This window comes from Clostridioides sp. ZZV14-6345 (assembly GCF_020657775.1).
Classification (GTDB): Bacteria; Bacillota; Clostridia; order Peptostreptococcales; family Peptostreptococcaceae; genus Clostridioides; species Clostridioides difficile_D.
In genome coordinates this window covers 96,131-110,368 of the sequence record NZ_JAGWCX010000002.1, presented here as the reverse complement: position 1 = coordinate 110,368, position 14,238 = coordinate 96,131, and the positions used below count along the sequence as shown (strand labels likewise).

General features: G+C 27.5%; 11 protein-coding genes. All 11 read right to left on the bottom strand.

Going from position 1 to position 14,238, the window contains the following annotated elements; genetic code table 11:
• Window positions 1-274 precede the first annotated feature (274 nt).
• The 11 genes from KGF39_RS01055 to KGF39_RS01005 all read right to left on the bottom strand — a co-directional run bounded on the left by KGF39_RS01055 (window position 275) and on the right by KGF39_RS01005 (window position 14,161).
• On the bottom strand, window positions 275-1,357 hold the full coding sequence (locus KGF39_RS01055; RefSeq protein ID WP_227820859.1) for an Rpn family recombination-promoting nuclease/putative transposase: 1,083 nt from the start codon (window positions 1,355-1,357) through the stop codon (window positions 275-277).
• A 166-nt stretch (window positions 1,358-1,523) separates the two neighbouring features.
• Window positions 1,524-3,443 (bottom strand): threonine--tRNA ligase, encoded by a 1,920-nt coding sequence (thrS, locus tag KGF39_RS01050; protein ID WP_227820858.1) that lies wholly within the window; start codon window positions 3,441-3,443, stop codon window positions 1,524-1,526.
• 759 nt (window positions 3,444-4,202) lie between these two features.
• On the bottom strand, window positions 4,203-4,805 hold the full coding sequence (locus KGF39_RS01045) for a DUF445 family protein (RefSeq protein WP_227820857.1): 603 nt from the start codon (window positions 4,803-4,805) through the stop codon (window positions 4,203-4,205).
• Window positions 4,806-4,969: 164 nt separating this feature from the next.
• Complete coding sequence (locus KGF39_RS01040) at window positions 4,970-5,761, bottom strand: putative sporulation protein YtxC (RefSeq protein ID WP_227820856.1); 792 nt, start codon at window positions 5,759-5,761, stop codon at window positions 4,970-4,972.
• A gap of 29 nt (window positions 5,762-5,790) precedes the next feature.
• On the bottom strand, window positions 5,791-6,552 hold the full coding sequence (locus KGF39_RS01035) for a DUF6873 family GME fold protein (protein ID WP_054272516.1): 762 nt from the start codon (window positions 6,550-6,552) through the stop codon (window positions 5,791-5,793).
• A gap of 414 nt (window positions 6,553-6,966) precedes the next feature.
• Window positions 6,967-8,076 (bottom strand): BMP family ABC transporter substrate-binding protein, encoded by a 1,110-nt coding sequence (locus KGF39_RS01030; RefSeq protein ID WP_227820855.1) that lies wholly within the window; start codon window positions 8,074-8,076, stop codon window positions 6,967-6,969.
• A gap of 125 nt (window positions 8,077-8,201) precedes the next feature.
• The gene (locus KGF39_RS01025; protein WP_227820854.1) at window positions 8,202-9,206 is read right to left on the bottom strand and encodes a BMP family ABC transporter substrate-binding protein; all 1,005 of its coding nucleotides are present in this window, start codon (window positions 9,204-9,206) and stop codon (window positions 8,202-8,204) included.
• Between the two features lie 288 nt (window positions 9,207-9,494).
• Entirely contained in the window at window positions 9,495-10,343 is an 849-nt protein-coding gene (locus tag KGF39_RS01020; protein WP_227820853.1) for a DegV family protein, read from the bottom strand.
• A gap of 34 nt (window positions 10,344-10,377) precedes the next feature.
• Window positions 10,378-10,848: a tRNA (uridine(34)/cytosine(34)/5-carboxymethylaminomethyluridine(34)-2'-O)-methyltransferase TrmL gene (trmL, locus tag KGF39_RS01015; protein ID WP_107594122.1), complete on the bottom strand. Its 471-nt coding sequence runs from the start codon at window positions 10,846-10,848 to the stop codon at window positions 10,378-10,380.
• 212 nt (window positions 10,849-11,060) lie between these two features.
• A complete protein-coding gene (gene nth / locus KGF39_RS01010) occupies window positions 11,061-11,726 on the bottom strand; it encodes an endonuclease III (RefSeq protein ID WP_227820852.1) in 666 nt (221 codons plus the stop codon).
• A 197-nt stretch (window positions 11,727-11,923) separates the two neighbouring features.
• Entirely contained in the window at window positions 11,924-14,161 is a 2,238-nt protein-coding gene (locus KGF39_RS01005; protein WP_227820851.1) for an ATP-binding protein, read from the bottom strand.
• Window positions 14,162-14,238: the final 77 nt, after the last annotated feature.

Below are 14,238 nucleotides of genomic sequence, written 5' to 3'. Positions count from 1 at the left end.
ACTCAAATTTTAGCTCATTTAAGTATTTATTTTTAAGAAATAAATTTAACTATAAATTAAGAAAGAAATATTTCAAAAAATCAAGAAATTTTCTTAAATGGGTAATAATTTTTGTAAAAATAGAAAAATATTAAAATAAGGCTATGATTTTTAAAGCCATAGCCTTACAAATAAATACTTAATTATCACTTAAAAAATAAATTTTTATTCAAAGAATACACATAAATATTTCCAGATTCAGTGAACTTACGTAAGTTCACCTTTTATTTATACATCAATTATTTTCATAAACTTCTTTTATCTCATCTTCGCTTAAGTCAAAATCATTAAATTTGTTTAATATATCATCTAATTTAAAACCATTTTTTTTCAACATTATAATTATTTTATAATCTTTTTCTTTTGCAACTCTTGTTTCTGTTTCTCTTTCAATCTCTTCTTTAAAATTTCTACTTTTATTCATAATGTAAGCACCTCTTTTCAGATTTAATAAATATTCTTCATTGCTACCTAATTCTTTTAATCTATCAAGTGCTCTTTTAATAATAGAATCATTCTTAGCTACAACCCTTACATCCAAACTAGAAGGATTACTAATAAGTTTTCCCCACAGTATAATTCTATTTACTATATAATTAGATTTATGAATTTTTGGAAGCTCTATAAAATATAATGCAGTTTTACTAGAATAAATATCTGGATGTCCATCCATCGTTAATCTCATACAATTTACATAATCTTCTATGTGATTATATTTTACATGATTTAGTATATGTATTCCAAGAGTTTTTCCAATTTCTTTATATTCTTTACCTTCTTTTAACTTTCTACCATGTACACGACTAAGATAATATTCAGCTCTTTCCAAATAATCACTCTCAAGAGCTCTTTGCATCTCAATATTTATATGATTACTTTCTTCATCTTCAGCCAAAATATCAAGTCTAGGTCTTTTCTCTCCAATGTAATTAATTGTTGGGTCAGTTTCAACTCTAATTATTCTTTTTATTTTAGTAAACGGTTTGATATTCCTATTAGCATATGGAGCATCTTTGAGAATATCATTTATAAAATTTACAAGTAAATCGTAATCATTATCTAAAGTGAACAATGATTTAAATACCTCATCATACTCAGGCTTAGCATATCCATCTTCAGTCACAACTTCACCAACATTTTCACTAGTCAAAATCTCTGTTGGAATTAACTCCTTGATTTTATCTAACTCGTCATTAGAAAAATCACTTCTACTAAGTATGTCATTTAATTTTTTGGTCCATTCTCTATCCTTTTCTTCAATTATAGTTCTCTTATACTCTTTTGATGTTTTAATTTTGTATCCATCATTTCTTGACATTAAACTGATTCACTATTTATTAATAAATCTACCACACAAAAAACTAGAGGTACATTATCATAAAAATATGATTAACTGTACCTCTAATTATACTCATCTTTTTATAAATTTAATCACTATATAAACATATTGATTAAATTTATCTTATCTATTAATATCTTATATATTAGTTTTGAATAATACTTTCTCTTGATTCAATCTCTTTTGAAATACTAGCTATAAATTCATCTAATTTAATACTACCTATTTCACCTTTATCTCTTGATCTAACAGAAACACTATTATCAGCTACTTCTTTTTCACCTACTATTAACATGTATGGAACTTTTTCAAGCTGAGCTTCTCTTATCTTAAATCCAATTTTTTCAGCTCTATCATCTAGTTCAACTCTTATACCCTTATCAAATAACTCTTTCTTAACTTCATTTGCATAATCCATAAATTTATCAGATATAGGAAGTATCTTAACTTGAGTTGGAGATAACCAAACTGGGAATTTGCCAGCATAATGTTCTATTAATATACCTATAAATCTTTCTATACTACCAAAAGCAACTCTATGAATCATAACTGGTCTATGTTTTTCACCATCTTGTCCAATATAAGTGTTATCAAATTGTCTTGGAAGTTGCATATCTAATTGGATAGTACCACATTGCCAAGTTCTTCCTAAACAGTCTTTTAGGTGGAAGTCTATCTTAGGTCCATAGAATGCCCCATCACCTTCATTTATAGTATATGGTAGACCTAACTCTTCTAAAGCTTCTCTTAATCCATTTTCTGCTGCTTCCCACTCTTCTTCGCTTCCCATAGAATTCTCTGGTCTTGTAGATAACTCTAGGTTATATTCAAATCCAAAAGTTTTGTAGATACCATCTATTAGGTTAGCTACTCCTTTTATTTCGTCCTTAATTTGCTCTGGTAACATGAATATATGTGAATCGTCTTGAGTAAATGCTCTAACTCTCATTAATCCTTGTAACGCACCAGATAACTCATGTCTATGAACTCTACCAAGCTCTGCAACTCTCATTGGGAAATCTCTATATGAATGTAATTGAGAATTATAATAAATTAATCCACCAGGACAGTTCATAGGTTTTATAGCATAATCTTCATCATCTATTTTAACTGTATACATATTTTCTTTGTAATGATACCAGTGACCTGAAGTCTCCCATAATTTTCTATTTAATATAATTGGAGATTCTATCTCAATATATCCAGCTTTTCTGTGTATTTCTCTCCAGAATTTTAATAATTCATTTTTAAGTTCCATACCCTTTGGTAAGAACATAGGAAATCCTGGACCTTCTTCAGGTATCATAAATAATCCTAATTCTTTACCTAATTTTCTGTGGTCTCTCTTTTTAGCTTCTTCTAATAAATGTAAATGCTCTTCTAAGTCTTTGTTTTTCTCAAAAGAAGTTCCATAGATTCTTTGAAGCATCTTATTTTTTTCGTCGCCACGCCAGTATGCACCTGCTACACTTTGTAATTTAACAGCTTTAACTTTTTTAGTAGATGGTAAATGTGGTCCTCTACATAAATCAGTAAAATCACCTTGCTTATAGAAAGATATTATTTCACTTTCAGGTAAGTCAGATATAAGTTCTACCTTATAGTCTTCTCCTTGTTCTTTCATAAGCTCTAAAGCTTCATTTCTAGGAAGTTCAAATCTTTCTATTTTTAAATCTTCTTTAGCTATTTTTTTCATTTCAGCTTCTATTTTTTCTAAATCTTCTGGAACTAATCTATGGTCTAAATCTATATCATAGTAGAATCCATTTTCTATACTTGGTCCTATAGCAAGTTTTGCTTCTGGGTAAAGTCTTTTTATAGCTTGAGCTAATATATGTGCTGATGTATGTCTAAAAACTTCCTTACCTTCTTTATCTTCAAACTTAAATAAATTTAAGTCGCAATCAGTATCTATAATGTGGTCCAGACCTACAACCTCTCCGTTCACAGACGCTGCTACCACATTTCTAGCTAATCCCTCACTAATGGATTTAGCTACATCCATAACAGAAACAGCATTTTCAAATTCTTTTATTGAGCCATCTTTTAAAGCAACTTTAATCATTGTTTTTTCCTCCTTATTGAAATAATTTTTAGATTTTTTGTAATAAAAAATCGTCCCAAGTATATTTGGGACGATATTAATTCGTGGTTCCACCCAAGTTGGTGTATACAAGTGTATACGACCCTCTTGATGACTATAAGGTCGTCACCCGAGCACTTTCACATATAGTATATATAAATTATAAATACAAATACTGCTAATAAACTCAGCTCCAAGGTAGTTTTCAAATAGACCTGTTACATGGGCTCTCAGCCATAGACCCAAATTCTCTGAGAATGGTTTCTAATCTACTCTTCCTCTTCAACACTATGATTTTTAATATATTTTCATTATAACAGATAGTTATACATCAATCAACATTAATGTAATATAATAATTACCCATTATTTTTCACCCTAATCAGCTATAAACCAATATTCCTATATTTTTATATTAAATTAATCTTTTGATTGATAGTAATACTATAATATTTTCATCAATTTCAAATTTTTAAAACGTATCTACATGCATGATAGATATGACTAGACAAATGCTAAAACTAATTTTTATTAAAACTAACTTCTAATTTTTGTACACTTTTTAGGTTTTGTATACTTAAATACAATCAATAATTAATACAATATAATTAATACAATCAATAATTAATATAATTAATAATTAACATAGTCAATACTTAACATAGTTAATAATTAATACAGCTCATATTTAAATGCAGTCAATAAGTACCATATACTTAAATAAATGCTAATTGTCATATATTTAAATAAATATAGTAACCACTCCTTGAACTATACCTATTAAAAACCCTAATACAAGACCTAAAATCTCTATATGTTTTAATTCTTTTTTAGCTATTCTTATTATTATTTCTTCTAATTCGAATAAATCTAGTTCATTAATCTTATCTTCAACCATTTTTTGTATATCTATACGTTCATTTGCTTTATTTATTATATTTTTACTCAATTCATCTATACTTTGCTTAACTTCAGACTCAATTATCTCTCCTAGATAATCTTGTATCATGCTTTTTATACCACTCGGTATAAATGAAACTTTATCATGTATTATAATTTTTATCCTTGCTTTTATGTATCTTACAACTTCTTCCTTATCTTCGTCAGTAATGATATTTGCAAGTATTTCGTCCATAGAAAGAAATTCTTCTTGAATTATTTCTCCTACATTCGCTGCTATTTCTGCTCTTCTCTTTGGTATAAGACCTATTATTTCTATATTTAAAATAGGTATTTTAATAGGCTCTATTGGTCTAAATATTAGTCTTATAGCAACTACATTCGTAACATAACCTATAAATCCACCAATAACAGCTAATATCAGTATCCTAATTAAATTATCCATTATAAAATTACTCCTTATCAATTGTATATTTGTCAGCTAGATTACATTAATCAAGTAAATATTTTTTATAGTTAATAGCTCCAGCTATATTATAGCTTTATATACAATTATAAGTCTTTTGTGTCGATTTAAAAAGAATTTTTTTAGTTTTATATCTTTAGATTCTAGTTTTCCATAATTATACTAACTTTATTTTCAAAAATTGCCTCTACAGTATCTATAATTTCCTTTGAGCAATTATTATTTAATAAATCCAATATTTCTATTTTTTTAGGACATAGAGTTAATAAGGTACTTATCAAAAAGTCCTCATAGTTTAAATTTTCTCTTATTACCATATTTATGATTTCTTCATCATCTATGCTATCTATTTTATTTCCATTTTTATCGTATAAAATAAATGTGTTATCTTCCATTATATGAACTTTAAGCAAATCTATCTTTTCTTCTTGAGTATCTATAAAGTATTTTAAAACTCTTATAAACTCATCTTGGTCTTTCTTTATTAAATACTCCTCAACTGCAATATCACCTATAGCAGAAATATATTTCATAAATTCTCTCATTCTAAATCTAATAAAACCTTCTACATTTATAAAATCATTTTCTTCTATATAATTTCTCACCCTCGTAAATACTGTTTCTCTCATAAAAATCTCTTTTTTAGCAAATATGTTCAGTGAATATATGTATATATTATTTTTATCTTCAGGATATGTACGCCCATAGCATTTTAGAATGTATTCTTTTAAAAGTTTTTCTTTCATTATACTTATTATCATACTAGTTATTTCTGTTGATATTTCATCAATATTTAAAGCTCTTTGTTCAGCTTTAGTACCACTAAGTATTTTTTTATTTAATACTTCTTGCTTTGCAGAATCTATTACTACTTCTACAATGTCATTCGTATATATTAATCTATCGTTTACATTATTATTCCTCAAAAATTTCATAGAAGAAATATTATCCTTCTCAACCAAAGTTATCGCTCCTTTCTTGTCATGAGAGGAACTATAGAACCTATATCGAGTAAATTTTCACTGCTAAGTGTAACTATCTCCTTGTTTTTACTTTCTACAAAACTTTTTATACGTTCATAGTCAGGATGTTTTTTAACATCTCCACAAAAAGCTAGCTTATCCTTAGAAATTAACCCTGTACATCCACCTATAAATCCATAATTCATCTCAAATAAATTTATATGACCTTTTTCTATTAATAAACACTCTATTTCTGTATTCTTCATACTTTTCCAAATACCTTTATCTGATGTTATTATAGATGTTCTATCTACTATACAGATTGAGCATTTAGAATAGCCCTGCTCTATATTTATCTTTTTAAGTTTATTATTTTCAATATAATCTAATATTACTTTGTCAGTGTACTTAAAATTGTGTATAGCATAGTCACCAACTATAGCAATATTGTAAGGTATATCATAAGGGTATCTATTTAATAAATTAGCTTCTCCCTTAATTATATTAAATTTATATCTACTTAATAACTCTTTGTATTGATTATATACATTCGGCGCAATAATTATATCTCCTTTTCCTAAATTACAAATACATATATCTGGGTGATATTTTATACTTTCATATAATTCTTTACATTCTATTGTTTTTATTATCTCTATATTTCTTAATTTTAATTCATTTTCCATTAGATAACTAATTCTTTTGTCCACCAAAGCTAGACACAAATCGTCATCTAGTATAAATGGCTCTCTTGTAAATTCCATTTTTTACTCCTTTTTCTTTTTTTTTTTTTTACTCCTTTTTCTTTTTTTTTATAAATTTTTTATGTGAATATAAATAAAGTGTGCAGCAGAATTTTTCTGCTCACACACTTATTATTATACTTTTATATAGTTAATATTGACTTAATTAGTATAGTTTTGTATAGTTAGTCCAAATTTAATAAATACAACTTTTTATAGTTGGTCTAAACTTAATCAGTATATTTTGTATAGTTACTCTGAATTTAATTAATATACCTTTTATATAGTTAGTCTAAACTTAATCAATATATTTTGTATAATTAATTTGAATTTAATAAATATATCTTTTTATAGTTGGTCTAAACTTAATCAATATATTTTGTATAGTCAATCTGAACTTAGTCAAATACACTTTTATATCTTCTACATCAATAATTAATATGTATCTTTCACCTTGTTATACTCTTTTTTTATGTATTCTAAAACATCTGGTGGTATGTTTCTACTGCTTTTTGGAGTCAACCCAATTTCTCCATCTTTTATTTTAAATTCCATTACCTTCTTTCCTTTAAAACCATCCTTTATAACATTCTTTATCAATTCATAGACAGGTTGCTCTACATCTTTTACAATTGAACTCATTACATTATCTGGTGCCATATCATATTGGTCTTTATTAATAGCTATAACTTTGCCACCATTTTCTCTTGCTACTTGAATAGCTCTTTTACTATCATCTTCCGTTGCTGAAAATACAACATCTCTATCAGAATCTCTCATTTCCTTTGCAATAGTTCTAGCTGATTCAGGATTTTCAAATACATTTGAATACTTAACCAGTAACTCAGCTTTTTTATTTGAAGTCTTAAGACCTTTTCTAAATCCAGATTCATATTTATCTCTACTAGAACCCTCAATTCCTCCTATAAAACCTACTTTACCAGTATCAGTCATTTTACCTGCAATAAGTCCTGCCAAATATCCAGTAGCATTATCTTGAAATGATACCGAGATTACATTAGCTGGTTGAACTTTATAAGCATAATCAACTATTGCAAATTGCTGTTTTGGATATTTAGTAGCAGCTTCTTTGATTGGTTCTGCAAATCTAACTCCAACTGCTATTATCAAATCTGGTTCAGACTTATATAGCTTTTCTATACTTTCTTTAAATTTCTTAGAAGTCTTTGGCTTTTCAAGTTTTATTCTAATATCAAAATCTTCATCAGCTCTTTTTAAGGCTGATAGTACATCATTATTATATGATTCATTATTTAAGTTTTCAGTATCTAATAATACTCCAACAGTTTTTCTTACATATGAATCATAATCTTCTGACTCTTCTTCTTCATTTTTACTATTTGATTTATCTTTCTCTGATGAAGTTGGTAAACTTTTAGACTTGCTCTGTTTCGATTTAGCACTATTTATATTAGAATTATCTCTATTTACTTTATCAAACCCAAAATCAAAATTACATATAACTAATATAAAAATTGTAAATACTATAACAAAGCAAGCCATCAATATACTTTTTATTTTCACACAATCCACTCCCTGACTTGGATAGGTCTGACCTACCTCTATATATGACTTTCTCTATATGTCTATTATAACAGCCAATTTACCTCATGACTAAAGTTATGAGTATTCTTAGCCATCATAATAGATTATTTATTATTCTTATTAACATATTCTAACACATCTGGAGGAATATTTTGAGAGCTATTTTTGGCAAGTCCAGTACTTCCAGACTCAACTGTGTTTTCTATAACTTTTCCACCTTTATAATTTCCTTTTACAAAACTTTGTATCAAATTATAAGTAGGATTCTCAAAATCTTTTACAATAGAACCTATAACATTTTCTGGAGCTAACTCATGTTGGTCTTTATTTGTTGCTATAACTTTTTTATTTTTTGCCCTGACTGCATCTATTACAGCTTTTGAATCGTCTTCAGTAGTAGAAAAAATAATATCCACTCCATTATCCATCATCTTTTTAGCTATAGATTCTACTGATTTACTATCCTTAAAAACATCTACATACTCAACTGAAATATCCTTTATACTACTATTAGAAAATTTAACACCCTCTTTAAAACCTGCTTCAAATTTATCCCTACTAGAACCCTTTATTCCTCCTATAAAACCAACCTTATTGCTTTCAGTCATCTTTCCAGCTATTAGTCCAGCTAGGTATCCAGATTTATTGTCTTCATAAGAAATTGAAGTTATATTAGAAGGTTGCTTGTCATACTCATAATCTACAATTGCAAATTGTTGCTTTGGATATTTCTTTGCTATCTTCTCCAATGGTTTTGCAAATCTAGCTCCTACAGCTATAATTAAATCATAATTGTCATTACATAAGATATCTATACTATTATCAAAAGTGGATGAATCATCTGACTCCACTTTGTTTATATCTATATTAAATTTCTTTTGAGCATTGTTTAATGCTAATAAAGCTGAATTGTTCATATCTTCATTATTTGTTCCTTCAATATCTAGTATCATAGATACAGATTTTTTTGAATTATTTTCATTGTTTATATTATTTTTATTATTTTTGTTAGAACTAGGATTATTACTTGAATTATTGTCACATCCAACCAACATTCCAGCTGTCATTGCTACAGTTAATATCATTACCAATATTTTTTTGAAACGCATTAAATTTCACTCCTCATACATTTACGATATTTTTACATCCTATTTACTTTTACATCTTATTTATAAATTTTTTATATACAATTTGCAAGCATATTTTGAAATTTTTTTAATAAATCTTACTATAAAAAAGTGTGCAATAGATTCTTATCTATTTACACACTTCCCTAAAAACTAAACCTAATATATCAACACTTAATTTTATCAAAAATAAATCCAATTTAGCATATCAATATTTAATATATTATATTAATTTAATAAAAAAATAAATAATTACTATTCAAAAATATATTATTTATTTTTTAGACATATGATACCAGTAACACCAGGACCAGCATGTGCACCTATACACACACCAATTTGGAAAAATCTAATTTCTTTAGGTCTTAATTCATCTTCCATAACCTTAGATAATTGTTCTTTTTCCTTAAAATCATCACTATATCCTATATACACAATTTGGTCTGATAAATCATCCCCACAATTTGATTTTATCAATTCCATCATCTTAGAAATTACATTCTTTTTTCCTCTTACTTGAGATATTTGCGAAACTAGTCCATCTTTTATTTCAAGAATCGGTTTTATATTTAATATACTTCCTATTGCTGCCTTAGTAGATGATATTCTTCCTCCCTTTTGTAAATATTCTAGTGTATCTACTGAAAATATAACAAAAGCTTTCTCTTTTAACTCATCTAAAACAGTCAATATTTCATCAATAGACTTTCCTTCACTTGCAAGTTCTCCTGCTTTTATAACAAGTAAACCAGTTCCCATACAAAGCAAGTTAGAATCGTATGTATATATTTTACCTTCTACATCATTTTTTGCCATTACAGCACTTTGATATGTCCCTGTAGCTGTGGCAGAACCTGCTATATAAAGTATTTCTCTACCTTCATTTATATATTTCTCAAAAATTTCCTTAAATTGGGCATAAGTAGCTTGAGAAGTTTTTGGATATACATTTTCTTCTCTAAGCCTTTTATAAAATTCATCTCCAGATATATCAATTCTATCCTTGTAGTCTTTTCCCTCCAATATAACTGTTAATGAAACAATATCTATATCATATTTATCTAGCAAATCTTTTGGCACGTCCGATAAACTGTCACAGATTATCTTTAGATTTTTCATTAAGTATGCTCCTTTCTCATTTAGGCTTGTTAAACTACCTCATATTAGGGTATCCTATTTGTCTTAAAGCCTCGTATACTACAATAGCAACTGAATTTGATAAATTTAATGACCTAGCTTTTTCAACATCCAACATAGGTACTCTAATACAAGTATCCATATTTGCTTTCAACAAAGGCTCTGGCAATCCCTTTGTTTCTTTACCAAATACTATAAAACAATTTTCTTCATATTTCACATCCGAATGTGACTGTTTAGCCTTTGTTGTAGAAAAAAAGTATTTACTGTCTGGATACTTTTCTTGTAATTCTTCAAAGCTATCGTAATATTGTATATCAGCTATATCCCAATAGTCAAGCCCACATCTTTTTAGATGTTTGTCATCCAATGAAAAACCTAGTGGCTTTACTAAATGTAAAGTTGAACCTGTTGCTGCACATGTTCTTATTATATTTCCTGTATTTTGAGGTATTTCTGGTTCTACTAATACTATATTCAATGACATTTTAATCCTCCCTAAGTATCGCTCTTATTTATTAAATTTTATTTTATAAACAGAATAACAATAATATTATACTATTTATATAATGTTAATAATAATTTTTATTTCATTATATATAATAATTTTTATCTAAATATATAATAGTTTTTTATCTAACATTTTCACAAGTATTATTATATCAGAAAATTCCTCTTACACAAATTACTTTCTAAAAGTTATTTCGTTTCATTAAGTTCTTTATAATAATTACAATCTTCTTTTATTGGGCAGTTTTTACATTCTGGATTCCTAGCTTTACACATTCTTCTTCCATGAAAAATTAATACATGATGTGAATGTGACCATCTTTCTTTTGGTATAGCTTCCATAAGTGCAAATTCTGTTTTTTGAGGATTTGGCTCATCCACTATTCCAATTCTATTACTAACTCTAAATACATGAGTATCTACTGCTATTGCTGGATGATTAAAGGCATTACTAAGTACAACTCCCGCCGTCTTTCTTCCAACACCAGGTAGTTTTATAAGCTTTTCTAAGCTATCAGGTACTTCACCATCATATAATTCACATAGCTGTTCAGATGTATCCTTTATTTTTTGAGATTTACTTTTGTAAAGACCACAACTCTTTATCTCCTTACTAATTTCCTCAATACTCAAATCAGCAAAATCTCTTGCTGTATTATACTTTTTAAACAATTCTGAAGTAACTTTATTTACTCTTACATCAGTACATTGTGCTGATAAAATAGTTGCTATTAAAAGCTCAAAGGCTGTCCCATAATTTAACTCACATTTAGCATCTGGGTACAATTTTTCTAACTCATCTAAAATCTTATTTACATCTTTTTCATTTATCTCTTTTAGATTTACATTTTTCATAAGTATCCCCCTTTAAAATACGAATTTATAAAACGCTATTTATACATAGTTTAATTATATCAACAAAAAATAAACATCAATATATAAAACATACAAAATAAAAATTTAATATATATATATTTCACAAAAAAAGCAAAAACCTATTAAAGTTCTTGCTTTTTATTATACATAAATACCCAGTAAATTCTATAATAAACTTATTCTTTTGACAAAGTTTGTATTTTACTGAATGATATTAATTTTTCTTTTACTAATTTCTTTATTTCTTCAAATTTAACATCTGTCAATATCTCTATAGCTTCTTCCACTCTTTCAACTGTATATATCTTAAATTTTCCATCTCGCACTGCATCATTAACTTCATCTGATAAAACGAGATTTCTTTGATTTTTCTTAGGAATTATGACACCTTGCTCACCATTTAACCCTTTAGTTTTACATATAGAATAAAAGCCTTCTATCTTTTCACTTATACCACCAACTACTTGTATATCGCCCTTTTGATTTATAGAACCTGTAACAGCAATATTTTGTTTAATTGGTACTCCACCAAGAGAGGATAATAATACATATAATTCTGCAGAAGACGCACTATCTCCATCTATCCCACCATAATTTTGTTCAAAACAAACATATGCATTTAATGACAATAGTAAATCCTGTGCAAAGTTCTCTGAAAGATAGCCCCCTAATATAAGCACTCCTTTGTTATGTATAGAGCCACTCATATTTACTTCTCTTTCTATATTCACTATGCCTTTACTTCCTGGGCTAGTGGTTGCTGTAATCCTTGAAACTCTACCAAAAGAGTATTCTCCTGTACTTAAGACTGACAGACCATTTATTACTCCAACCTTTCTTCCCTCTGTTTCTATTAAAGTAAAGCCATTTTTAATTGATTCATCCATATGTGTTTCCACTCTATTAATTCTTTTTCTCTTTTCATTTATTGCTTTTTTAACATCGCACTGCTCTGTATACTCTGAATCCCTAAACTCTGCATAAGCACTTCCTTCTATTACAACTTCCATTATTTTATTAAACTTAGTTGATAGTTTTTCTAAATCACCTGATAATCTAGTACTGAATTTAACAACCTCTTCAACTGCTGATTTAGTAAAATGTCTTAAATTATTCTTATTACATTGAGATGCTATAAATCTGGCTATTCCCTCTTCATTGTTTTCATTCTTATCCATTTCGCTATCAAAATCTACAAATACTTTAAAATATTTTTCAAAATCTTCATCGTATCTATACAAAATATCATATATATAATGGCTTCCAATCAATACTAATTTAACATCTAGTGGCATATTTTCTGGTTTAATTGCTGTCTGTGTTTCAAGTATTACTTTTTTTGTCTGCAAAGTCTTTTTAAGAATTTCCCAAGACATTGTATATTTTAGTAGTTGGTCTGCGTAAATTACTAAATAACCACCATTAGCCCTATGAAATGCTCCTGATAATAACTTCGTGAAATCAGTCTTTATATTTCCATTTGCATAATCATATTCTGCTTTTCCAAATAGATTTGCTGGACTTGGATTTATCTCTACTACAACAGGTGCTGATTCTTTATTTTTTGAACTTCCATTGTCTACAAATAGGTTAATTTTGTATTTAATAAAATGTTCTTTATCATACTTATCTTTTAATTCATCTTCATCTAAATAAAATAAGTACATATATTCTATTATGTCTTTCTTTATATTTTCCAGATAAACTTGAATTTTATCATAATTTTCATATTTTTCACGCAGTGTCTTAATATGAGGTTCTACTACAAGCTTAGCTATCTCTTCTTCAAGATCTAACACTGCTTTTTCAGCTATTTCTTCTAAGTTTCTAATTTTATATACGACCTGTATTGCCATATTTTCTAGTTCTCTTTTAGCTTTGTAAAACTCTTCATCAGATGCGTCGCTTTCTTCTTCCTCTTCTTTCAAAGGAATAAAAACTATTCCCATTTTGCTTTGTTTTAATTTAAATCCTTTTTCTTCTCCATATTTCTTGATTTGTTTTAAAAGCATATCTTTTTCTATCTCATATTCGTCCAAAAGTTTATTTTTTTCTATTTCAAAACTTTCACTTTCAAATGCATTTTTAAAATCTTCTAAAAGGCTTTCAATTAATTTCTCCATATCTTTCTTAAGTTCTTTTCCAAACCCCTTTTCTAACTCAACTATAATAGGTTCTCTAGGGTTTTCAAAATTATATATATAGCACCAGTCTTTATGCGTATTTTTTTGGGATGCATATTCATTCAAAACCTTTAAAGCATAGGTACTTTTGCCAGTTCCAGATTCACCAGATATATATATGTTGTATGCTGGATTATTTATTTTTAAACCTAACTCCATAGCTTCTACAGCTCTTTCTTGACCCAGTATACAATCTAGTGGATTTATTTCAGATGTATTATTATATTTCAATATTCCCCCGCCTCCCCATATTTAACTTTAATGATATAATATGACTTTTACACAACAAGTGTTAAAGTAAATACACA

What these genes read in the sequence shown, in the direction of transcription:
- KGF39_RS01055 (WP_227820859.1), bottom strand. Translation starts at nt 1,357, where the DNA reads ATGTCAAGAAATGATGGATACAAAATTAAAACATCAAAAGAGTATAAG.
- thrS (WP_227820858.1), bottom strand. Translation starts at nt 3,443, where the DNA reads ATGATTAAAGTTGCTTTAAAAGATGGCTCAATAAAAGAATTTGAAAAT.
- KGF39_RS01045 (WP_227820857.1), bottom strand. Translation starts at nt 4,805, where the DNA reads ATGGATAATTTAATTAGGATACTGATATTAGCTGTTATTGGTGGATTT.
- KGF39_RS01040 (WP_227820856.1), bottom strand. Translation starts at nt 5,761, where the DNA reads ATGAAATTTTTGAGGAATAATAATGTAAACGATAGATTAATATATACG.
- KGF39_RS01035 (WP_054272516.1), bottom strand. Translation starts at nt 6,552, where the DNA reads ATGGAATTTACAAGAGAGCCATTTATACTAGATGACGATTTGTGTCTA.
- KGF39_RS01025 (WP_227820854.1), bottom strand. Translation starts at nt 9,206, where the DNA reads ATGCGTTTCAAAAAAATATTGGTAATGATATTAACTGTAGCAATGACA.
- KGF39_RS01020 (WP_227820853.1), bottom strand. Translation starts at nt 10,343, where the DNA reads ATGAAAAATCTAAAGATAATCTGTGACAGTTTATCGGACGTGCCAAAA.
- trmL (WP_107594122.1), bottom strand. Translation starts at nt 10,848, where the DNA reads ATGTCATTGAATATAGTATTAGTAGAACCAGAAATACCTCAAAATACA.
- nth (WP_227820852.1), bottom strand. Translation starts at nt 11,726, where the DNA reads ATGAAAAATGTAAATCTAAAAGAGATAAATGAAAAAGATGTAAATAAG.